Below are 20,948 nucleotides of genomic sequence, written 5' to 3' on the forward strand. Positions count from 1 at the left end.
GTCATTGACCTTCAGAATCTGTGGATGACGCTTGCGGCATCATGGATGTAGATGGCACAGCGGCCATCGCGAGAGGTGGCAGACGGCCGCCGAGCGCCTGTTGCAGGTCGGTTTCCGCGAGCCAGTAGTCTTTGAGCGCGTCGATATAGCTGTTCACCGCGCCGATCTGGTCGCGCGAATCGGCGAGCAGTTCGAACACGCTCGCGAGCATGCCGTTATAGCGAAGCAGCAGTTCGTCCGAGATCGTTTTGCGGATCGGCACGACTTCGTCGCGATAGTGCTTCGCAACGTCGTAGTCGGTCACATAGGCCGAATACGATTCTCGAACTTCCGAGCGCGCATTGATCGCGGTCTCGGTGACGCGGTTCGCCGACTGCAGATAGATCGCTTTGGCGCGCGCCACTTTCGAAGCGCCCCAGTCGAAAATCGGAATCTCGACGCTGATCTCGTAGCCCTGCTCGCGGCCGTCGGAGGTCGTGAAATTGTTCTGATAGCCGACGTCCAACGCATTGATGAATCGCGTTGCCTGGCTTAGGCCCAATGAGCTTGCAACGCTCTGCGTTTGCAGTTTCGCTGCCTGGATGTCCAGCCGGTTCTGCATCGCGAAGTGTTCGAGTTCCTGCAATTCGGGCCTCGTTGCAGGCAGGTCAGGCAGACGCTCGGGAAGGTCGTACTGCGCTTGCGAACCCCATAGGCCCATCGTGCGAGTGAGCTTTTCCCGCGCGGATATCGACTGCTGCCGCGCTTTCGCCACTTGCGCCACGGCTTCCGCGTAGAAGGCCTGCTCACGCGCATAGTCGAGCTTGCTGAAGTTGCCGGCTTGCTGCATGCGCAATGCGAGTTCGGCGCCGGCTTCCGCCGAATCCTTCACCTGCTCAGCGTAGGCGGCGGACTGCTGCGCCGCGACCGCGCCGATATAGGCGCGTCGAGCATCGGCGGCGACCTTGAGCATGGCGTCCGCCGCGAGCAGCCGGGTCTGCTCGAAACGGCGACTCTCGATGCGTGTCGACAACGGCAGCGTCAGCACGTTCAACACTCCGAGCGTGAACGTACGGCTGATGCTCAGATCGTCGCCGCCGTGCGTGCGGCTGAATGTGAAGCCGGGATTCGGCAGCCGTCCCGCCTGCACCAGGTCCGCCTCGGCAATGCCGAGTTCGCTATACGAGGCCTGCAATCCGCGGTTATTCAACAGTGCGATCTGGATCGTGTCGTCCATGCCGAGTGGCCGGGATAGCAGTTCCTGCGTGCGTTTGGCGACAGCGTTTCGATCTTCGTCCGTCCTGACTAGCACGGCGTCTTTGCCGAGCCGCTGCGATGCTGTTGTTGAAACGGTGTCGAAGCCGCCGTCCTTCGAAAAGGTCGTGCAGCCGGCGAGGAACGCCAATGCGGTAGTGACGGCAATGACTCGGCCAGTGAGAAAGAGATGCTGCTTCATTCTGCCGGCCCCTCTTGATGGGCACCGTGGCTGCTGTGACTAGAGCCTTGGTTGGAGCCGGCGTTGGAGCCGTGGCCGGAGCTGTGGTTGGCATCGGCATCGCCTGAATGCATTTGACCGTGGTCCATCTCGGGCTTGCCCGATGGACTCGCCACCGCGCGATTGAGCGCTTGCCAGGTGGGCGCTTTCTGTTCCAGGTATGGCCGATAGTCCGCGAAGGCGGACGGCACATTGACCGCCGGAACTGATGCCGCGGCATCCGCCGGATCAGGAAGTGGTGATATGGCGTGCACGAGCGCCGGCAATACTGCCGTCGCGCCGAGCAGCGCCGCAATAAACGTTCGCATTGATTTTCTCGTCGTATGCCACCCGGACAGCCGACGTGCAACGTGCGGCCATCAAGGCGAAATTGAACATCGCAGCATCACGCTGCGAAGGAACTAGACGAGAGAGATTCGGGGAGGTCGTTCGATGCCGTCAGTCAGAAATGACGCGACACGGACAGAGGGAGGCAGGGGCACAGCGAAATGGACGGCGTCGGCGGATATCGCCGCAACCGGAGCGACCGGCAAGCCGCCGCCGAAACAGCACGACGCGCAGGTCGAGCAGGCGTGCGCATGATGCGCGCCGCCAGGGTGACTGTCGTTCTGCGAATGGGCACCGGCGATGTCATTGGCGCTATCGGCCATCATCGCAGCATGGTCATGTTGGCGAGTCGCCTCGCCAGCATTCTCATGGAGCATGGACACCCCTTCTCCACCAACATGCGACGAGTCGCATTTCATGGAGACGGCCGCGAACGACTGAACCGGAAGGCTCAGCGCGAGCAGCACGACGAGGAAGAGTTTGCGCCAGTAAGACATGGGAACGGAGTCTAGCACGCTGTTTAAGAAGCCAAGAAGATAAGAGGATAGGAAGGCGGTAAGGCTCGGACCGCAACAGTCCGCGGCGGCTTTTTGCGTCGATAGGGCGACGGTTGGCGGCAGTATCAACAACATGGACGTATATGCTTGACCTTCCCCCCATGGGAAGGTCCAACCTTAAGTTGTGATTTCTCATCGGAGGCAAGAAATGGAATTCCAAATCCCGGACATGTCATGCGGCGGATGCGCCAATGCCATTACTCGTGCAGTGACTGGCCTCGACCCGGAGGCGAAGCTCGACGTCGATGTCGCCATTAAAATCGTGAAGGTCGCATCGACATTGCCGCCGGAACGCGTCATCGAGGCAATCGAAGCGGCAGGGTTTCATCCTTCGCTCAAGCGTTAAAGAGATCGCATCAAGCTGTGTCTATCGATTAAGCTGAGCACCCTGGTCGCGGCATCATGGTCGCCTGATATCACTTTTTCCCAACGGAACATCCAATATGAAAAACCTTCGCGCACTCCGTGCCCTTTGCCTTTTCAGCAGCGTTGCGTTTGCTGTCGCCGCGGCGCCCGTCTACGCCCAGCAGGGTGCGTCGATGCCCGGCATGAACATGTCCGGTTCAGCGGACGCCGGGTCGAGCGCATCGACGCAAGCGTTCAAGGACGCTGACGAGAAAATGATGCAGGCCATGGATGCGCCTGCCTACACGGGCGATGCCGACAAGGACTTCGTCGCCCACATGATTCCGCATCATCAAGGCGCGGTCGAAATGGCACAGGTGGAACTGAAATACGGCAAAGATCCCGAGTTGAAGCGCCTCGCCCGAAACATCATCAAGGCGCAACACGATGAGATCGCGTTCATGCAGCGCTGGCAGGCAAAGCACGGCGTGAAGTGACAACGGGCAACATCACCGCTTTAACGCTTTAACACCGCGCTTGACTTCGCGGTGGCGCCTGCGTCGCCATCAACGCCGGAATCCAGCCGCGAATGACTGGTGTTTACCCGCCAAACCCACTCTGACACTTGCCACTTCGTCGGAATGTGGCTCAAAATGTAAGCGCTATCATTTTAAACGAACAGCTTTAACCGGCTGAAATGACCGCCTGACACACGGTCAACACGCCAACATGTAAGCGCTAACATAGCGCGAAGAATTGCAATTGGAGAACCCCGATCTCCCGGCGACCTGACATCGCATCAGCGCGCCCCGCCCCAAACAAACACATGAACCGGAGACAACCAGCATGAGCGCCACCCCGAATCTCGAGCAGGCCCCACCGAAAATCCGCCGCGCCCAGATCGTGGCGCTCACGCTGCTGATGGTGAGCGGCATCGTCAACTATCTGGACCGCGGGACGCTTGCGGTCGCCAATCCGCTGATCCGTCATGACCTGGGCCTCTCACTCGGTCAGATGGGCCTGCTGCTGTCCGCGTTCTCCTGGAGCTATGCGTTGTTCCAGTTGCCGGTGGGCGGCCTCGTCGACCGAATCGGACCGCGCAAGCTGCTCGGCATCGGCCTGATCGTCTGGTCGATCGCGCAGGCCGCCGGCGGATTCGTCTCGACTTTCGGCTGGTTCATCCTTGCGCGAATCCTGCTGGGTATCGGCGAAGCGCCGCAGTTTCCGTCGGCAGCACGTGTTGTCAGCAACTGGTTTCCGCTGCGTGCGCGTGGCAAGCCGACCGGCATTTTCAATTCGGCATCCCCGCTCGGCACGGCGCTCGCGCCGCTTTGCCTGTCGATCATCGTGGTTCAGTTTCACTGGCGCTGGGCCTTCATCGTGACGGGCGTGCTGGGTCTGGTGGTCGCTGTCGTATGGCTCGCGGTGTATCGCGATCCCGTCAAAGCCACGATGAGCGAAGCAGAGCGGCGCTATCTCGAAGGCGACGAAGCGGACCGCAAGCCGGCCCCCGCGGTCACGTTCGCCGACTGGCGTTCGCTGTTTTCTCACGGAACCACGTGGGGCATGCTGATCGGCTTCTTCGGCTCGGTCTACCTGAACTGGGTGTACCTCACTTGGTTGCCTGGCTACCTGACGATGGAGCGGCACATGAGCCTGATGCATACGGGCATTGCTGCGTCGATACCGTTCTTCTGCGGCTTTCTGGGTTCGCTCACAGCCGGCTGGTTCTCCGATCTCATCACGAGCGGCAGCACGAACCCGGTCACCAGCCGCCGCAACGCGGTGGTGATCGCGATGCTCGGCATGGTCGCGTTCACCATTCCGGCGGCGCTCGTCGAGAGCAACACGATCGCGATCGTGTGCATCTCGGTGGTGATCTTTCTGGCTAATGCCGCCTCCGCCAGTTCATGGGCGCTTGCCACCGCCGCCGCGCCGCCGAACCGTGTCGGCTCGCTCGGCGCGATCCAGAATTTCGGCGGCTTTCTGGGCGGTGCCCTCGCACCGATCCTGACCGGCTACATCGCGCAGACCTGGTCGTTCGTCCCTGCTTTGCTGACGGCCGCCGGCATCGCGTTTGCCGGCGCCATGAGCTACCTCCTGCTGGTGCGCAAACCGATCGACGACCAACCCGTCGCCACTGAAACCTTGCGAGCGCCCGCCTGAAGGCGGCCGCCGCGCCCTCTCATCGAATCCTTCCCCGGAGATCAACAACATGACCACCGCCCAGCACGCCACGACTTCAGTCGAAGGCATCGTCCCCGTGATGCTCACGCCGTTCGACGATTCCGGCGCCATCGACTACGCCGGACTCGAACGCCTGATCGAGTGGTACATCGCGCACGGGTCCGACGCGCTGTTCGCCGTCGCCCAGTCGAGTGAAATGCAGTTTCTGACGCTCGCCGAGCGTGGCGCGCTGGGACGCTTTGTCGTCGAGAAGGTCGCGGGCCGCATTCCCGTCGTGGTCTCGGGCCACATCAGCGACGACGCCGATGCCCAGGCCGAAGAACTGAACGTCGCCGCGGCCACCGGCGCGCAAGGCGTCGTGCTCGTGACGAACCGGCTCGATCCGAATCGTCAGGGAACGGAGGCCTTCGCGGCGAATCTCAAGCGGCTCCTCACACGTATCCCGTCGGACATGCCGCTCGGTTTGTACGAATGCCCGGCGCCCTACCGCCGGCTGCTGTCCGACGATGAATTGAAGCTCTGCATCGATACCGGCCGCTTCATCATGCTGAAGGACGTGAGTTGCGATCTCGCGACCGTCAAGCGACGCGTCGCGCTCGCCCAGGGCTCGCCGCTGAAGATCCTGAACGCCAACGCGGCCATCGCGTGGGACGCCATGAAGGCCGGCTCCGCGGGCTTCAACGGCGTATTCACGAACTTCCACCCGGATCTGTACAACTGGCTGCGCAATGACGCGGCACAGGACCCGGCGCTCGCGGAGGAGCTTGCGACGTTTCTCGTGCTCGCCGCCGTATCCGAAGCGCTCGGTTACCCCGCGCTTGCGAAGATCTATCACCAGCGCATCGGCACGTTCGGCTCGATTCGCTGCCGCGCGATCGACTACGACGTGCGCGAACGCTTCTGGGCGCTCGACGCGGTGCTCGACAAGATCGTCGCCGGCACCGAGCATTTCCGTTCGCGCATCGCCGCGCTTGGTCAACGCGGCTAGGTTCGCAGGCATCAGCCGTCAGGGACGCCCAGTGACCGGAACGCGAGCACCCACTGTCATGTCCGCCCGCGCTTCGCGCGCGCACGCGGCGGTAAGATGTCGGGCGTTCTCCGATTCACTCTTCGTTTTCTGATCCGATGCCTGACTCCCCCGACTCTTCGGCCACCGTCCGAACTCCGACGAACCGTGCCCGCCGCAACACGGGCCGCACCGTGCTGTCCGATGTCGCCAAGCTTGCGGGCGTATCGACGGCGACCGTATCGCGGGTCTACAACGAGCCAGACAAGGTCTCGGCGAATGTGCGCGAGCGTGTCGAACACGCCGCGCTCACGCTCAACTGGTTTCCCAACGCAGCGGGCCGCGCGCTTGCGTCCACGCGCAGTCACATTGCCGGCATCATCATTCCAACGCTGGACGACCAGGTGTTCGCTTCGCAGGTGAGCGCCATGCAGGCCGCGTTCGCGGCACGCGGCATCACACTCGTGCTCGGTTGCTCGAACTACGATCCGGCGCAGGCGCTCGTGCAGGTGCGCGCCATGCTCGCACGGGGTGTCGAGGCAATGGCCGTGGTGGGCGAGGCTCATCCCCCCGAACTATTCGAGGCGTTGCGGAGTTATCGCGTGCCTTATGCGGTCACGTATGCGTATCGCAAGGACAGCCCACATATCTGCATCGGCTTCGACAATCACGCGGCCTACACGGAGATCACGGAACATCTGATCGGCCTCGGGCATCGCTCGTTCGCGGTTTGCATCCAGCCGACGCGCGACAACGATCGCGTGCAGGCGCGCGTGGCGGGCATCCGCTCGACACTCGAACGCCACGGCCTCGCGGTGCGGCCTGAGCACATGCTCGAAGGCAAATCAACGATCGAATTCGGCCGACGCTGCCTGCGCTCGATCTGGCAAGCGCCGTGCGAGCGCCCGACCGCGATCATCTGCGGCAACGATCACATCGCGCTTGGCGTCCTGCGTGAGGCGGAGGAACTGGGTATCGCGATTCCCGGCGAATTATCGGTGACGGGCTTCGACGATCTCGAGATCGCGAAAGAGCTACGCCCCGCGCTGACGACGATGCGAGTCGACACGTACGAGATCGGGCGCCTTACCGCGCAGTATCTGCTCGATGTGCTCGACGGCAAGCGCCCGCAGCACGGACACGAAGTGCGTGCGCTATTTCAGCTCAGGCAATCGACCGGGCCGAGCGCACGATAGCTGCGCGGCGCTTCTCTCTGAATGAACAGGGTTGCGTACGGTTGGCTTGTCACACCGAGTCAATCGGATCGCTCACCGCGCCTCGCTGCACCACATGCCCCAACTGCTCGCCGAACTGCAAGGCGGCAAGCTGGGCATAGAGCGGCGAGCTCAGAAGAAGCTCGGCGTGACGGCCCTGCGCGACGATGCGGCCTTGTTCCAGTACGACGATGCGATCGGCCTGTTGCACAGTCGCAAGACGGTGCGCGATAACCAGTGTGGTGCGGTTCTGCGCGGCATTGTCCAACGCCTTTTGCACCAGCCGTTCGCTGGCGGCATCGAGCGCGCTGGTTGCTTCGTCCAGCAGCAGAATGGGTGGATTCTTCAGGATCGCGCGAGCGATCGCAATGCGCTGGCGCTGTCCGCCAGACAGACGTACGCCACGCTCGCCGAGAAAGGTGTCGTAGCCTTGCGGCAGTTCGTCGATAAAGCCGGCTGCTGCCGCCATCTCTGCCGCCCGTTGCACTTGAGCGAGCGTGGCATCCGGTGCGCCGTAGCGAATGTTGTCGAGCACGCTGCCAGAAAAGATCACCGATTCCTGCAGCACCACGCCGATTTCCTTGCGCAACTCGACGAGCGGCACATCGCGCGTCGGCACGCCGTTGATCAGAATGCTGCCGGACTGCGGATCGTAAAAACGCAGCAGCAACTGGAATAGCGTGGTCTTGCCCGCGCCGGACGGTCCGACCAAGGCGACATGTTCGCCCGGACGGACATCGAGCGAAAGTGCGGAAAGCGCCGCAATGCCGGGGCGCGACGGATACGAGAAGCCGACGTTGTCGAAACGGATGCCCTCGCCTCGCGCAGGCAGCGTGACCGTGGTCTCGGCCTGCACCACCGGCGAACGCGCCGCCAGTAGTTGCAGCAGACGTTCGGTGGCGCCGGCAGCGCGCTGCAGATCGCCCCACACCTCGGCCACTGCTCCCACGGCACCAGCCGTGAATACCGCGTAGAGAATGAACTGGGACAACTGGCCCGCTGTCATCCGCCCGGCCAGCACCGCCTGCGCGCCGAGCCACAGCACGAACACAATGGCGCTGAACACCAGCACGATCACCACGGCGGTCAGCCAGGCGCGTGCACGAATGCGCGTGAGCGCTGTATCAAAGGCTGCCTCCACCGCGCCAGCAAAGCGCCGCACCTCGAAGGGTTCCTGCGTATACGACTGCACGGTCGGCATGGCATTGAGCACCTCGCCTGCCAACGCGCTGGTGTTCGCGATCTTGTCCTGGCTCGCGCGCGAAAGGCGCCGCACGCGCCGGCCGAAGATCACGATAGGCGCAACCACCACGACCAGCGTCGCGATGATGTAACCAGAGAGCACCGGGCTTGTCACCGCCAGCATCGCCACGCCACCGGTCAACAGGAAGAAGTTGCGCAATCCCAGCGACAGGCTGGTGCCCACCACCGTCTGGATCAAGGTGGTGTCGGCGGTGAGTCGTGACAGCACCTCGCCGGTCTGCGTGGTCTCGAAGAACTGCGGACTCATCCCCAGCACGTGGTCGTAGACGGCCCGCCGCAAGTCGGCCGTGACCCGCTCGCCCAGCCACGACACGAGGTAGAAGCGCAGCGCCGTGGCGGCGGCCAGTACTAGCGAAACGACGAATAGCGCGAAGAAATAGCGATCGATGTGCGCCCGATCGCCCCCCGCGAAGCCACGATCGATCAGGTATTTGAACGCCACCGGCAACACCAGCGTGGCGCCTGCCGACGTCACCAGCGCGAGGAACGCGAGCGCCCAGCGGCCCGCATAGGGGCGCAGGAAGGGAAACAGGGCAAACAAAGGGCCGATACGTCGTGAAGGTGATGCAGGCGGCGAAGACGGGACAGCGTCTGGCATGGAGATTCCCTGATGAATCGAAGGTCACCCCGATTGTGCCAGTCCTGCGGATTCGAAGGCGGGTCACGTAAAAGCCTCTTTCACGTGCTTGCCGCGACTATCCATCTGTATCAAGATCAAGCCGACTCATCCGGACCAGGCTATTCCCATGAAAGACGACTCTGACTCCGACTCCGATCCCGACAAACTGAAAGGCCCCGGTGGTTTGACGCTGCGCCAGATCCACGAACAGGTGCAGAAGAGCGTCGAGCGCGACCGCGAAGAGCTGGCATCGCGCAACGCTATCGCTCCGCAACGCAGCAGGTGGCAACGTTGGGTACGTTACGTGTGGGGCCGCAGCGGGCGTCGCTAGGCGGCGAAGATAACCGCGCAAACCCAATGCGCGGCTATACCCTAGACGATGGAAACCGGCTCCGCGCTCTGCTTCACCTCAGAAAGCAGCCAGGCCCGGAAACCTGCATTGCAAAAGTAGTGCGCGAGGACCACAGCGCGCCAGTGCGCGCCGCGGCCCTCAACCGGCTTACTGCTTCGTCACTTGACCGTAGCCGATCACCGAGTTATCGGCTGCCTTGATCAGATAGACGACCGTCCGCTTGTACAACGTCGTGCTGCCGGAAACAGGCAGGAACGTGATTGCTGCGTTACCGGAGTAGGTCACGCCCGAACGCAGCGTGCAGGTGCTCGTCGTGCCGCTCACGGTCATCGTGTAAAGGTTCTTGCTCGAGCCCGGCGTGGTCAACGCCAGCGTGCCCGATACACCGCAGCCGAGAATCGAACCGGTGAAGCCGCCCGCATCGTCGACCGTCAGCGTCGTCGAACTTTGCGCCCACGTACCTGCGACGCTCGACTGGGTGACCGCGAGCGCATTCGCCGGGTCATACTTCAGCGTCAGATTCACGGTGTTGCCGTTGGCCACGTAGCTGCCATTCAAGACCTGGTTCGCGGTGAAGGTCCCGCTTCCCGATGTTGCCGTGTAGCGAATGCCGCCCAAAGAAGTCTCGAAGCCGGTGGTCAAGGTCCAGTTCGGCGCAGCGGGGGCGATCGTCCCGAAGAACGTCGACGTGACGACAGTGAACAGGCCGTTGATGTAAGAGAGGTTGCTGGCCGGGTCCACGAAGGCCGTCATGTTGGTCGTGCCCGTTTGAGTCCAGATGCCTTCGGAACCGTTGCCTGTGGCAGCCGTCGAGCCGGCCTGCGGGGCCGTCAGGCTCGGCAGTGCCTCACCCGTCAAGGCCGGCGCCGACGCGGCCGCGGGTGCGCTTGCGGTTGCCGGTGTGCTGGCCGATTGGGCAGTCGGCGTGCTGCTACCCCCACCTCCGCCCCCGCCGCACGCAGCGAGTACAAGTGAACCCAACATTGAAACGAGTAGAGTTGATTTTGTTTTCATTTTCATTTTATTAGTTCTGGGTGCGGACTCTCAATGCCGCACAGTGATTGATTAGATCTCGATATACCCTGCGCAAAATCGCGCAACCCTGTAAACGGCAGTAAGAGAAAAGTCTTTAACGTTTACTGGAGAATCGCCCTTCCTTTGCTGGGGCTTGACAGACGGCATTTTTGACGATTAAGAGAAACAGATACGATGCCGAATATGCGCATCGCATGGCATAATCTTCTTCAAATCCAGATGTCCGTATCGATATCGACGATCTGGAATAGATGAACGCGTGCGATAGCAGAAAACATCGAAACGAAACTGCGGCGCTGGTAAAGTGCCGGTGATTTCGTTGCTTCCACCATGGATTCACTCACTTCGCGACGCCGCAATGCCGTTCAAGCCAAATCAAAGAAGCGCCTGCGACCCGATCGTGCTCCGCACGCGGCACCTTCCGGTCGCCGCTGCCCTGAGCCTGTCCTTGCAGGGGTGCACGCTGCGCGGTGCGCCGTCGTATGAAATCTTCGGCGCCTACTTCCCGCTCTGGCTGTTGAGCGCGGTGGTCGGACTCATCGGCGCGCTCGTCGCCCATCGGATCTTCGTGTCCACGGGGTGGGCGCAGATCGTTCCGTTTCAGCTCTCCGTCTGCGTGGCTATCGGTTTGACGGTCGGCGTGCTCTGCTGGCTTTCGGGAACAGGACAGCTCTTATGAAAATCGCCGGCAAGCGCCAAGCCTCCATCAAGGGCCGCGTGATCGCGGGCGTGATCGTCGTACTCGGCCTCGCGGCGGCCTGGTACGGCTATGACCGGACCACCCGGTTTCCGTCAACGGACGACGCGACGATCGATGCCGACGTCGTCCACGTCGCGTCGCCGGTCGGCGGCCGGATCATCAGGCTGCCGGTGGAAGAAAACCAGCGGGTCGCGAAGGGCGACGTGCTCTTCGAGATCGATCCTGTGCCTTACCGGCTCGCGGTCGCCCAAGCCCAGGCCGATCTCGAACTGGCCCGCGCAACGCTCGACACGCGGCGCAGGACGATTGTCGGCGAGCGCGCCACGGCGGTTATCGCCGGCGATCAGACGGGCAAAGCGGCACACAACTACGAACTGGCATCGCGTACGGTGGAGCGGCTCACGCCGCTCGTGGCGAAGGGCTATGTCCCGGTTCAGCAACTGGATCAGGCGCAGGTCGCCCAGCATGACGCGGCGTTATCGCTGAAGCAGGCGCAGGAGCAGAAGCAGGCCACCGCGCAGACGATCGGTGACGAAGCGGGCGCCGTCGCCTCGGTGCATGCGCGCGAGGCCGCCCTCGCGCTTGCGCAGCGCGGCCTCGACGACACCGTCGTGCGTGCGCCGCAGAATGGCTTCGTCACGGGGCTATCGGTACTGGCGGGCGAGACGATCGCGCCGCATCAATCGATCTTCACGCTCGTCCACGCGGACGAATGGTTCGCCGTCGCCAACTTCCGGGAAGGCGCGCTCGCGCGGATCGAGCCAGGCGATTGTGCGACCGTCTATTCGATGATCGACCGCAGCCAGGCGATCCACGGCAAAGTGGTCGGGATCGGCGCGGGCGTGGCCGATTCCGACCGTATCAACCTGCCGCGCACCTTGCCGATCGTGCAGCAGTCCGTCAACTGGGTGCGGGTCGCCCAGCGTTTCCCCGTGCGTGTGCGGCTGGACGAGCCGGCCGCCCGGCTGGTGCGAATCGGTGCGAGCGCGATAGTCGAGGTCCGGCATGGCGCAGCCTGCCGGTGATCTTGCCCGACCGGGCCCCGCCGACATCCTGAAGCTGCTGGCGCCCTATCCCGGGCGCGCGGCGATGGCGGCGCGCATCGCGCTGATCTGCGCGCTGACGGCGTTCGTGACGAGCGCGTACGGCACGCCGGAAGCCGCGATCTCCGCCTATGTCGTGTTCTTCCTGAGCCGGCCCGACCGGGTGCTGAGCGTGATGCTGAGCTCGGCGCTGCTGGTGCTGGTCACGTTGATGATCGGATTGGTCACGGTGGTGGCCATGTTCGCGCTCGACGATCCCATGTGGCGGGTTGCGTGCATCACGGGGCTATCGTTCGGTCTGCTGTTCGTGACCTCGGCGAGCAAGCTGCGGCCGGTGGGCGCGATCCTCGCGATGATCGTCGGCTTTGCGCTCGACGAACTCGGCAGCGTGCCGTTCGGCGAAGTGGCCACGCGCGCCCTGCTCTACGTCTGGCTGATGGTTGCGATTCCGGTCGGCATCTCGATCGGCGTCAACCTGTTGATCGCGCCGTCGCCGCGGAAGCTGGCCGGCCGCGCGCTGGCGAAGCGTCTGCGACTCGCGGCGCAGAGCCTGGTCGAACCCGAGGCGACGGCCGACGAACTCAGCGCATGCCTGCGCGAGGGCGACGCGGAAATCGGCACGTGGCTCAAGCTCTCGGTCGTCGACGGCTCGTCGGTGCGTGACGATGTCGGGCCGCTGCGGCAGGCCGTGTCGTCGACTCTGACGATTCTGGTCGCGGCCGATCTCGCGGTGCGCGAACCGTCGGGACGGCTGCCGGCATCGTTCGCTGCGCCTATCGCCGAGACGCTGGAGAACATGGCGCGGATGCTTGAGGCAGGCGGCTATCCAGTCGACATCGAACTCAAGCTGCCCAGCGGGGCCGAACTGACGCCGCTCGCGCGGCTTGTCGTCGAGGATCTGCACGAGGCGATCACCCGCTTCGCTGTGGTCGAGGCGCAAGCTGATGTCGCAAGCGCAGGCAAAACTGAAACCGATGGGCGGACCGATGGGCGGACCGATGCGCGGGCCGAAGCGCAAACTAGTGTCGAAAGCGCGGGCAAAATCGAAACCGAAGCCCAACCCCAAGCGCAAATCAAAGCCGAACCCGCGCCACCCGCCGGCAAGCGCGGCGGATTCTTTCTTCCGGATGCATTCACCAACCCCGAACACGTCCGCTACGCGCTGAAAACCACGGTGGCGGCGATGTTCTGCTATCTGCTCTATTCGCAGATCAACTGGCCCGGTATCCACACCTGCTTCATCACGGTCTACATGGTGTCGCTCGGCACCACCGCTGAGACTGTCGAGAAGATGACGCTGCGGATCGCCGGATGTCTGGTGGGCGCGCTCCTGGGTATCGCGGCGATCGTGTTCGTCACGCCTGTGCTGACGTCCGTCGCCGGGTTGATGACGCTCGTGCTGGTCGGTGCATGGCTGTCGGCGTGGATCGCTTTCGGTTCGCCACGGATGGCGTATGCCGGCTTCCAGATCGCCCTGGTGTTTTTCATGTGCGTGTTGCAGGGCGCGGCGCCTGGCTACGATCTGACGGTCGCGCGGGATCGCACGATCGGGATTCTGATCGGCAACGTGGTCGTCTATCTGGTTTTCACCCGCGTGTGGCCGGTCACTGTGGCCGCGCGCATCGACGCCGGCCTCGTCGCGCTGAGGCAGCAATGGGAGCGATTGGCGGCGCTGCCGGATGCCGTCACGCGCCGGGCGCAGGCCGCGAGCGCCATGGCTCAGTGCGGCGCGCTGGAACAGGACATCGCGCTGATGCACTACGAGCCATCGTGGGTTCGTCCCGAAGCGCAGTGGATCGCCGAGCGCCGCAGCGCGCTGGCGAAGCTCGATGCGCTGGAAGGGCCGATGTTCCTGCTCGCCGAACACCGACCGGGCGATGCCGCGATTGAAGGCTGGCTTAAGCGGGCCATGGACGGGCTTCCGGTGCCGTCGGATGAAACCGGCGCTGCGGCTGCTACGTCTGCTGCGGTCGCGAGAGCCCTGGCTTTGCCTTCCGCGCGGAAACCAGCTTCGCCGGTCGCCCCAAATGCAGCTTTACCGGAAGCAGCAGCCAACGACGACACACGCACCGCTTTGCTACGCCTCGGCGATGCACGCCTCACTCAACTCGAACACGCTGCGTCGGACGACGCAGCGAAGGGACTCGCGACCCATGCGCCGGCTTAACCCTTCATTCGCACTGGCGATCCTGGCCGCAGCGGGTTTGACCGGATGCGCCACGTCATCGCTGGACATGGCGCCGGACAGTCCCGACCGTCCGTGGCAACCGCAGACGGACGCGACGGGCGCCATCGTGCCTGGGCCGGCGTCGGCTTCGACTGCTTCCGCTGCTTCGGCTAATTCGGCGACCTCGACCACCTCCACACGCAGCTACCAACTCCCCGCCAATCCCGCACTCGCCGCCGTGCCACCTCCACCGGCACTCGAGCAGGCGCATGCATACGACCTACCCGAACTGATCGATCTGGCGGAGTCAGCGAACCCGCTGACCCGCATCGCCTGGAACGACGCCCGCAATGTGGCACTCGCGGCCGGCATCGCGAAGACCGCATATCTTCCGCAACTGTCGGTCGCGGCAATGGGGCAATACGCCGGCCTTCATAATTCGGAGACGTCCGTGCTCGGCGATTCATCGTCGACTGCAACGGGGCACGGCATGACTTCGGTAGTCGCGCTGCAATGGCTGCTGTTCGATTTCGGCGGACGCGCCGCGCGCGTCGAGGCCGCGTCGCAGGCCTCGGTGATGGCGAACATCGCCTTCACTGCCGTTCACCAACAGGTGATCTTCGACGTCAGCGTCGCGTTCTACGCGTACCAGGCCGCGCGCGCCCGCATCGTCACGACACAACAAGGCCTCGACAACGCCGACGCGATCCTCGCTGCCGCGCAGTCGCGCTACAAACATGGCGTCGGCACGGTCATCGAAGTCGCGCAGGCCAATCAGAATCGCGCGCAAGCCAGGCTCTCACTCGTCCAGGCGCAAGGTGCCGAAAGCAACAGCTATCTCGCGCTGGTCGCCGCGATGGGGATTTCTCCACTGTCGAAGCCCAGGATCGCGGAAATGCCGGCGCACACGCTCCCGGCGATCACGAACGACTCGATCGACCGGATCGTGTCGTCCGCGATCGCTCGCCGCCCCGACGTGTTGAGCGCCTATGCGGCCGAGCGGGTCAATCTGGCGAAAGTAAAGGCGGCCCAGTCGGACTTCATGCCGAAGGTGTTCCTCTCGGCGAACGGCGCGTACAACACCGGCAGTTCGTCGATTTCGGCGGTCCCGGCCATCGGCCAGCAACTGCCGACGGTGAACCTGAGCGGCGGTCGTTACGGCGGCAGCGTGATCGTCGGCGTGACGATTCCGCTGTATGACGGCGGCCTGAGATCGGCCGTGCTCGCGCAGGCACGCAACGATGCCGACAGCGCGTCGACCCGTCTCACTCGAAGCCGCGAAGAAGCGGTTCGGCAAATCGTTGCCGCGCAGAATACGCTGCAGACGAGTCTCGCCGCACAGGCTGCGTCCAAAGAGTTGCTTGCTGCCGCGCAAACGACGTATGACGCCGCGTTCGACGCATATCGGCACGGCGTCGGCTCGGTCACCGACGCGTTGCTCGCGCAGAATCAATTGCTGGCGGCGAAGAACGCGGACGCGGATAGTTACAGCAGTTCGTTATCCGCAGCGGCGGCGCTTGCGCTGGCGACTGGCTCGGTTGACTCGATTCCGATGCGGGACAATTGGTGAGCGCGTAGTTGTGGACGCGAGTGCTGATTGAACGCGCGGCGTCACCCATTCGTTTGCGCTTCACGGGTCTCGCGAACTAGCGTCTCAACCAGTTCCGCCGCCGGCATCGCCCGCGAAAGCCGCACGGCCTGCCCTGCCCATTGAGCGGCATACTCAGCGCTTCCCTGCGCTTTCGCGGCCGCATGCAACGCCTTGCCGGCGTCATACGCAATGGGATAGTCAGGCAACACGGGTCGCCCTGGATCATCGCCCAACTCACTGAACCGGTTTTTGATGCCGCGCGCCGCCCTTCCGGAAATCGCGCTAATGAACGTCGTGCGGCTATCGGGACTCAGCAGGGCGGCACGATACGCGGCATCGGCAGCAGATTCGGGCGATGCCACGAATGCCGTGCCGAGTTGCGCAGCCTGTGCGCCCAGCGCCAACGCAGCCGCGATGCCCGCGCCGTCCATGATGCCGCCCGCCGCAATCACAGGCAGCGGAATCTCGCGAACAATCAGTCGCACGAGCGCCATCGTGCCGAGCAGTTCGTCCGGTGCCGACGGGTCGAAGTTGCCCCGATGACCGCCTGCCTCGGCGCCCTGCGCGACGATGCCGTCCAGTCCGGCCGCATGGATCTGAGCGGCTTCATCGAAGTTGGTGGCACTCGCCACCAGCACGATCCCGGCTTCGCGCAACGCCGCGATTTTCGTGGCCGACGGCAAGCCGAAGTGAAAGCTGACCATCGCCGGACGCTCGTCGAGCAACATCTCGAACATCGCGTCGTCTTCGACAAAACTCGTGTAGATCTCGCGCAGCGCCGTGGGCGGTTTCGCACCGAAGCGCGCGAAGTGCGGCGCCAGATACTCGAGCCAACGCGCCTCCCGAACGGGATCGGCAATGGCCGGCGCATGGGTAAACACATTGACGTTAAACGGCTTGCTGCTCAACGCACGAATTTCGTGGATCGCCGCCCGCGCGCTCTGCGCGTTCATCGCACCAACACCGAGCGAGCCCAATGCGCCCGCGTTCGATACCGCCGCCGCTAGCGCCGGCGTGCCCACGCCCGCCATCGGCGCCTGGATGATCGGCAAGGCGACGCCCAACCGGGCGAGCAGATTCGGAGAGTCCTTCATGTCCTCAGCCCTTTGAAATCGCGACGCGCTCAGCGCTGCCGTGCGCGTATGTCTGTGATCGATTCGCCGCCCCAGCCCCAATTGTCCGTATCGATTTCCTCGATCACGACAAAAGTGGCCGCGGGGTCCTTGTGCAACACGCGCACCATAAGATCGGTGGCGCCCTTGATCAACTCGTTCTTCTGTTCACGCGTGACACCTTCGCGCGTCACCTCAATCTTGATGTACGGCATGATGCACTCCTTTCAGTTGCCCCAGGTTCGACGGGGTGTACTACCAGCGGCAGACAGTCGTTCCGCCATCCACAGGTACCGCAGGGCGTCCCGCTGTCTGTCCGGCTCCCATGTAACTCACTATACTTATGCTACTCGCGTCGATAAATACGCCCATGTCGAATTCATTTGATACGCCAAGTAATGAATAACCCGCGGATCGTCGAACGAACCAGTAAGCGCCAATTCGACGACTTGATGCTCGGCAGCATCGAGTTGTTCTGTCTCGCGGCGGAACTGGAAAGCTTTACGGACGCCGCCACCGCCGCCGGCGTCACGCCTGCGGCGGTGAGCCGCTCGGTGTCGCGGCTCGAGGAGCGCCTGGAGGTGCGGCTCTTCGTCAGAACCACGCGCCGTATCCGGCTGACCGACGCGGGCAGGACGTACTACGAGCGTTGCCGCGAGGCGCTCGGACAACTCCTCGACGCCGAGCGCGAAGCGACCGGCCAGCAGTCTGCCGCCGCCGGCATGTTGCGCATCAGCATGCCGACCCCCTATGCGCACTATCGCGTGCTGCCCATCCTGCCGGCGTTCCGCGAGCAACATCCGCAGGTGCGGGTCGACGTCCACATCAGCAATCGCAATATCGACTTCGCCGAAGAAGGCTTCGATCTGGCGATTCGTGGCAGCGCGCCGGGCGAATCGAATCTGATTGCCCGCAAGCTCGAAGACGCGGAACTGGTCGTGGTGGCGAGTCCCGCTTATCTGTCGCGCGCCGGAACGCCCACGTCGGTCGACGACCTCACGCACCACGAATGCATCCAGTTCGACCTGCCGAGCAGTGGCCGCAAAATTCCCTGGCTCTTCAAAAGCGGAGAACAGGTGCAGGAGCATTTCACCGACGGCGGTTATTCGAGCGCGGGCGACGTACTCGGTGGCGTGACGTTGGCGCGCTGCGGCGCGGGACTGTTCCAGACGTATCGTTTCGTGATTGAGCGGGACCTGGCGACTGGCGGTCTGGTGGAAGTGTTGCCGGCGTTCGGCGGCGCCTCGCGGCCGTTCGTGCTGCTCTACCCTCACAAGCGCCATGTGTCCTTGCGGGTGCGACGCTTCGTCGATTTTCTCGTCGAGACGCTCGGTTCCGCCCGGCGCGACGACACCACCTCGCCCCTCCCCTGAAGGCTGACCGGCGATGGATCGAATCGATGCGATGAAGGTATTCGTCTGCGCCCTCGACGAGGGCAGCCTTGCCGCGGCGGGCCGGCGCCTCGGTCGCTCGCCCGCCGCCGTGAGCCGGGCCATTGCGTTTCTCGAAGCGCACGTCGGCATGGCGCTACTGCATCGCACCACGCGCACGATCAAGCTGAGCGAAGCCGGCGAGCGTTACGCCGCCTCGTGCCGGCGAATCCTGACCGACCTCGAAGAAGCCGATCTGATGATTGCCGGCGAACGCGCGGCGCCGCGCGGCACGCTGACGCTGACCGCGCCCGTGGCCGCCGGTCAGGACTTTCTGCGTCCGCTGCTCGACGAGTTTGTGGACCAGTATCCGGAAGTCACCGCGCGGCTTTACCTGCTCGACCGCCCCGCCAACCTGATCGACGAAGGGATCGACGTCGCGCTGCGCATTGCTCACCTGGCCGATTCGACGCTAATCGCGATGCCGGTTGGCGAAGTACGCCGCGTGGTGGTTGCCGCACCGCGCTATCTCGCCAAACACCCGCGCCTCAAGGAACCCGCCGATCTCGCCCAGCACCGGATTATTTCGATGACGCATTTCGGCGTCGATTCGTGGAGCTTTCCGTCGTCGAACAATTCCGCCGCGCCGCAGACGGTGCACTTCACGCCACGACTGATCGTCAACAGCGTGCAAGGCGCGGTGGCCTCCGCCGTCGACGGGCACGGCGTCACGCGGCTTTTTTCGTATCACGTCGCCGAACAGGTCCGCGAAGCGTCGTTGAAGATCGCGCTCACCGGCTACGAGCAGGCGCCGCTCCCTGTTCATCTGATCACGCCGCAAGGCCGTCTCGCGGTGCCGAAAGTCCGGGCCTTCGTCGACTTCGCGGTACCGCGTCTGCGCGCCCATTTCAGCGCGCTCAAAGCGATCACCGACGCGGATTGAACCGCCGCGCGGAAGAATAGCTGCCGCGCGGCGGCGATTCTCTCGCCGCGTGTTTGTTCGTAAACTGCTTGCCATGGGTAACAGCTGCGGCCAAACCTGGCTGCAACGCCAAACGCATGGAGCAGGCAATGGACTCGGAACGGAACGTGGTGCTCATCGCCGGTGCGCAGTTGCACGCCGGATCACGGGGGGCGTTATGAATCAGTCAGCCAATGTGGCGGCCCTCGGGGCCGGGCCCGCGAACGCCGTCAGCTACGCCGCACGAAACACACTCTACTGGCGCCGCAACCTGTTCATTTGCGTGTTCGGCTCGTTTACCACGCTCGTCAGTTTGAGCATGCTGCTGCCGTTTCTGCCGCTCTACGTGCAGCAACTCGGCGTGACGTCGCAGGCCGCGATCGTGCAGTGGTCGGGCGTGGCGTTCGGCGCGACCTTTCTCGGCACGGCCGTCACGGCGCCGCTCTGGGGGCGTCTGGCCGATCGCTACGGGCGCAAGCCGATGCTCGTGAGGGCGGCAGTCGGCATGGCGATTGTGATGTCCCTGATCGGCATGGCGCACAACGTGACCGAACTGGTGGTGCTGCGACTGCTGGCCGGATTGATTGGTGGCTATGCCTCGGCGTCGATTGTGATGATCGGCACCCAGGCGCCGCGCGAACGTGCGGGATGGGCGCTCGGCATCCTGTCGACCGGTTCGCTGGCCGGCAGTCTCGTGGGTCCGCTGGTCGGTGGTGTGCTGCCCTCGTTGATCAGCATTCGCAGTACGTTCTTTGCCGGCGGCGCGATGATCGCCGTTGCCGCGCTGCTGACGATCCTGTTCGTACGCGAAGATTTTCACCCGGACTCCGACGCCAAAGCACGCGCCTCAACCCACGCCACGGCGCCGAAGCTGGCCAACCGTACCGTGATGGTCACGCTGCTGCTTACCGCGATGATGGTGCTGCTCGCCAACATGTCGATCGAGCCGATCATCACCGTCTATATCGCGCACCTCAATGTGCCGACCGACCATCTGGCCCGCACCGCCGGTATTGTGATGGCGTGCTCGGCGTTCGGCAGCATGCTGACCGCGGCGCGGCTTGGCGCACTGGCGGATCGGATCGGCAGTTGGAACGTGATTATCGGTTGCCTCGTGTTGACCGGGCTCGTGATGGTGCCGCAAGCATTCGTCACGCACTGGTGGCAACTGGCGGCCCTGCGCGGGTTGATGGGCATGACGCTGGCCGGTCTGCTGCCGTCGATCGCGAAACTGGTCCGGCACACGGCCACTGAAAGTCAGTCGGGAACGATGCTCGGGTATCTGCAGTCGGCGCAATTCGCCGGTCAGGTTGTCGGACCGCTGATCGGTGGCGTGATCGGCGTCCATCTCGGTCTGCACGCTGTGTTCTTTGTCACGGGTTCGTTGTTGATTGCCTGCGCTGTGCTCGGTCAAGCCGTGCGGAATCGGCCGACGCACGCATGAGGGCCTCCTGCGTGTTTTTCCGCGTCGAAACAATGCCGCCGCAGGGTACGCGCGCTACCGGACTACAACGCCGGCGGTCTCGACGACTGGGACGGATGCTGTGTTGCTTGGGGCGATTGTTTCAGGCGTCGAACGGGGACGCCTTAGGGCTTTTGAACGCCTTGGGTATGCGACTTCGTAG

21 protein-coding genes are annotated in these 20,948 nt (G+C 63.7%); 13 read left to right on the forward strand and 8 right to left on the reverse strand.

Going from position 1 to position 20,948, the window contains the following annotated elements; translation table 11 throughout:
• Window position 1 precedes the first annotated feature (1 nt).
• The 3 genes from M0D64_RS03955 to M0D64_RS03965 all read right to left on the reverse strand — a co-directional run bounded on the left by M0D64_RS03955 (window position 2) and on the right by M0D64_RS03965 (window position 2,433).
• Entirely contained in the window at window positions 2–1,435 is a 1,434-nt protein-coding gene (locus M0D64_RS03955) for a TolC family protein (protein WP_266256692.1), read from the reverse strand.
• Window positions 1,432–1,782 carry a hypothetical protein gene (locus M0D64_RS03960; RefSeq protein WP_266256693.1) on the reverse strand — a complete coding sequence of 117 codons (351 nt, stop codon included), beginning with the start codon at window positions 1,780–1,782 and terminating at the stop codon, window positions 1,432–1,434. Before M0D64_RS03960 ends, M0D64_RS03955 begins: the two co-directional genes overlap by 4 nt.
• A 93-nt stretch (window positions 1,783–1,875) precedes the next feature.
• Window positions 1,876–2,433: a hypothetical protein gene (locus M0D64_RS03965; RefSeq protein ID WP_308101747.1), complete on the reverse strand. Its 558-nt coding sequence runs from the start codon at window positions 2,431–2,433 to the stop codon at window positions 1,876–1,878.
• Between the two features lie 73 nt (window positions 2,434–2,506).
• Between M0D64_RS03965 and M0D64_RS03970 the strand changes: the two genes are divergently transcribed.
• The 5 genes from M0D64_RS03970 to M0D64_RS03990 all read left to right on the forward strand — a co-directional run bounded on the left by M0D64_RS03970 (window position 2,507) and on the right by M0D64_RS03990 (window position 7,092).
• The gene (locus tag M0D64_RS03970; protein ID WP_154566399.1) at window positions 2,507–2,704 is read left to right on the forward strand and encodes a heavy-metal-associated domain-containing protein; all 198 of its coding nucleotides are present in this window, start codon (window positions 2,507–2,509) and stop codon (window positions 2,702–2,704) included.
• 97 nt (window positions 2,705–2,801) lie between these two features.
• Window positions 2,802–3,200, forward strand: coding sequence for a DUF305 domain-containing protein (locus tag M0D64_RS03975; protein ID WP_154566398.1), 399 nt, complete (start codon window positions 2,802–2,804; stop codon window positions 3,198–3,200).
• 349 nt (window positions 3,201–3,549) lie between these two features.
• Window positions 3,550–4,869 carry an MFS transporter gene (locus tag M0D64_RS03980; RefSeq protein ID WP_266256694.1) on the forward strand — a complete coding sequence of 440 codons (1,320 nt, stop codon included), beginning with the start codon at window positions 3,550–3,552 and terminating at the stop codon, window positions 4,867–4,869.
• Between the two features lie 49 nt (window positions 4,870–4,918).
• A complete protein-coding gene (locus M0D64_RS03985; RefSeq protein ID WP_266256695.1) occupies window positions 4,919–5,878 on the forward strand; it encodes a dihydrodipicolinate synthase family protein in 960 nt (319 codons plus the stop codon).
• Between the two features lie 137 nt (window positions 5,879–6,015).
• Window positions 6,016–7,092: a LacI family DNA-binding transcriptional regulator gene (locus M0D64_RS03990; protein ID WP_266256696.1), complete on the forward strand. Its 1,077-nt coding sequence runs from the start codon at window positions 6,016–6,018 to the stop codon at window positions 7,090–7,092.
• Between the two features lie 49 nt (window positions 7,093–7,141).
• Here M0D64_RS03990 and M0D64_RS03995 read toward each other — a convergent pair whose 3' ends face one another.
• Window positions 7,142–8,971, reverse strand: a complete 1,830-nt coding sequence (locus M0D64_RS03995) for an ABC transporter transmembrane domain-containing protein (protein WP_266256697.1) — start codon at window positions 8,969–8,971, stop codon at window positions 7,142–7,144.
• A 148-nt stretch (window positions 8,972–9,119) separates the two neighbouring features.
• Between M0D64_RS03995 and M0D64_RS04000 the strand changes: the two genes are divergently transcribed.
• Complete coding sequence (locus M0D64_RS04000; RefSeq protein WP_266256698.1) at window positions 9,120–9,323, forward strand: hypothetical protein; 204 nt, start codon at window positions 9,120–9,122, stop codon at window positions 9,321–9,323.
• 168 nt (window positions 9,324–9,491) lie between these two features.
• On the opposite strand, the gene M0D64_RS04005 is transcribed toward M0D64_RS04000, so the two are convergent.
• Both M0D64_RS04005 and M0D64_RS04010 read right to left on the reverse strand, forming a co-directional pair.
• A complete protein-coding gene (locus tag M0D64_RS04005) occupies window positions 9,492–10,358 on the reverse strand; it encodes a hypothetical protein (RefSeq protein ID WP_308101748.1) in 867 nt (288 codons plus the stop codon).
• 230 nt (window positions 10,359–10,588) lie between these two features.
• On the reverse strand, window positions 10,589–10,723 hold the full coding sequence (locus tag M0D64_RS04010; RefSeq protein WP_266256700.1) for a hypothetical protein: 135 nt from the start codon (window positions 10,721–10,723) through the stop codon (window positions 10,589–10,591).
• A 14-nt stretch (window positions 10,724–10,737) separates the two neighbouring features.
• Between M0D64_RS04010 and M0D64_RS04015 the strand changes: the two genes are divergently transcribed.
• From M0D64_RS04015 to M0D64_RS04030, 4 genes are read left to right on the forward strand one after another with little or no spacing between them, the layout of a single operon-like run.
• Window positions 10,738–11,058 (forward strand): hypothetical protein, encoded by a 321-nt coding sequence (locus M0D64_RS04015; RefSeq protein WP_233465115.1) that lies wholly within the window; start codon window positions 10,738–10,740, stop codon window positions 11,056–11,058.
• On the forward strand, window positions 11,055–12,104 hold the full coding sequence (gene mdtN / locus M0D64_RS04020; protein WP_266256701.1) for a multidrug transporter subunit MdtN: 1,050 nt from the start codon (window positions 11,055–11,057) through the stop codon (window positions 12,102–12,104). The genes M0D64_RS04015 and mdtN overlap by 4 nt, the downstream gene beginning before the upstream one ends.
• Window positions 12,085–14,289, forward strand: coding sequence for an FUSC family protein (locus M0D64_RS04025; RefSeq protein WP_266256702.1), 2,205 nt, complete (start codon window positions 12,085–12,087; stop codon window positions 14,287–14,289). Before mdtN ends, M0D64_RS04025 begins: the two co-directional genes overlap by 20 nt.
• Window positions 14,276–15,859 carry a TolC family protein gene (locus M0D64_RS04030; RefSeq protein ID WP_266256703.1) on the forward strand — a complete coding sequence of 528 codons (1,584 nt, stop codon included), beginning with the start codon at window positions 14,276–14,278 and terminating at the stop codon, window positions 15,857–15,859. The genes M0D64_RS04025 and M0D64_RS04030 overlap by 14 nt, the downstream gene beginning before the upstream one ends.
• A 41-nt stretch (window positions 15,860–15,900) precedes the next feature.
• Here M0D64_RS04030 and M0D64_RS04035 read toward each other — a convergent pair whose 3' ends face one another.
• A complete protein-coding gene (locus M0D64_RS04035; protein WP_266256704.1) occupies window positions 15,901–16,974 on the reverse strand; it encodes a nitronate monooxygenase family protein in 1,074 nt (357 codons plus the stop codon).
• A 29-nt stretch (window positions 16,975–17,003) separates the two neighbouring features.
• Complete coding sequence (locus tag M0D64_RS04040) at window positions 17,004–17,207, reverse strand: 4-oxalocrotonate tautomerase family protein (protein WP_171926473.1); 204 nt, start codon at window positions 17,205–17,207, stop codon at window positions 17,004–17,006.
• Between the two features lie 183 nt (window positions 17,208–17,390).
• On the opposite strand from M0D64_RS04040, the gene M0D64_RS04045 reads away from it, so the two are divergent.
• From M0D64_RS04045 to M0D64_RS04055, 3 genes are all read left to right on the forward strand, one after another.
• Window positions 17,391–18,365 carry a LysR family transcriptional regulator gene (locus M0D64_RS04045; protein WP_266256705.1) on the forward strand — a complete coding sequence of 325 codons (975 nt, stop codon included), beginning with the start codon at window positions 17,391–17,393 and terminating at the stop codon, window positions 18,363–18,365.
• Between the two features lie 13 nt (window positions 18,366–18,378).
• Complete coding sequence (locus M0D64_RS04050) at window positions 18,379–19,305, forward strand: LysR family transcriptional regulator (protein WP_266256706.1); 927 nt, start codon at window positions 18,379–18,381, stop codon at window positions 19,303–19,305.
• A gap of 196 nt (window positions 19,306–19,501) precedes the next feature.
• Window positions 19,502–20,767 (forward strand): MFS transporter, encoded by a 1,266-nt coding sequence (locus M0D64_RS04055; RefSeq protein ID WP_266256707.1) that lies wholly within the window; start codon window positions 19,502–19,504, stop codon window positions 20,765–20,767.
• The last annotated feature ends 181 nt before the right edge of the window (window positions 20,768–20,948 follow it).

Source organism: Paraburkholderia sp. WS6, from assembly GCF_030464835.1.
Classification (GTDB): Bacteria; Pseudomonadota; Gammaproteobacteria; order Burkholderiales; family Burkholderiaceae; genus Paraburkholderia; species Paraburkholderia madseniana.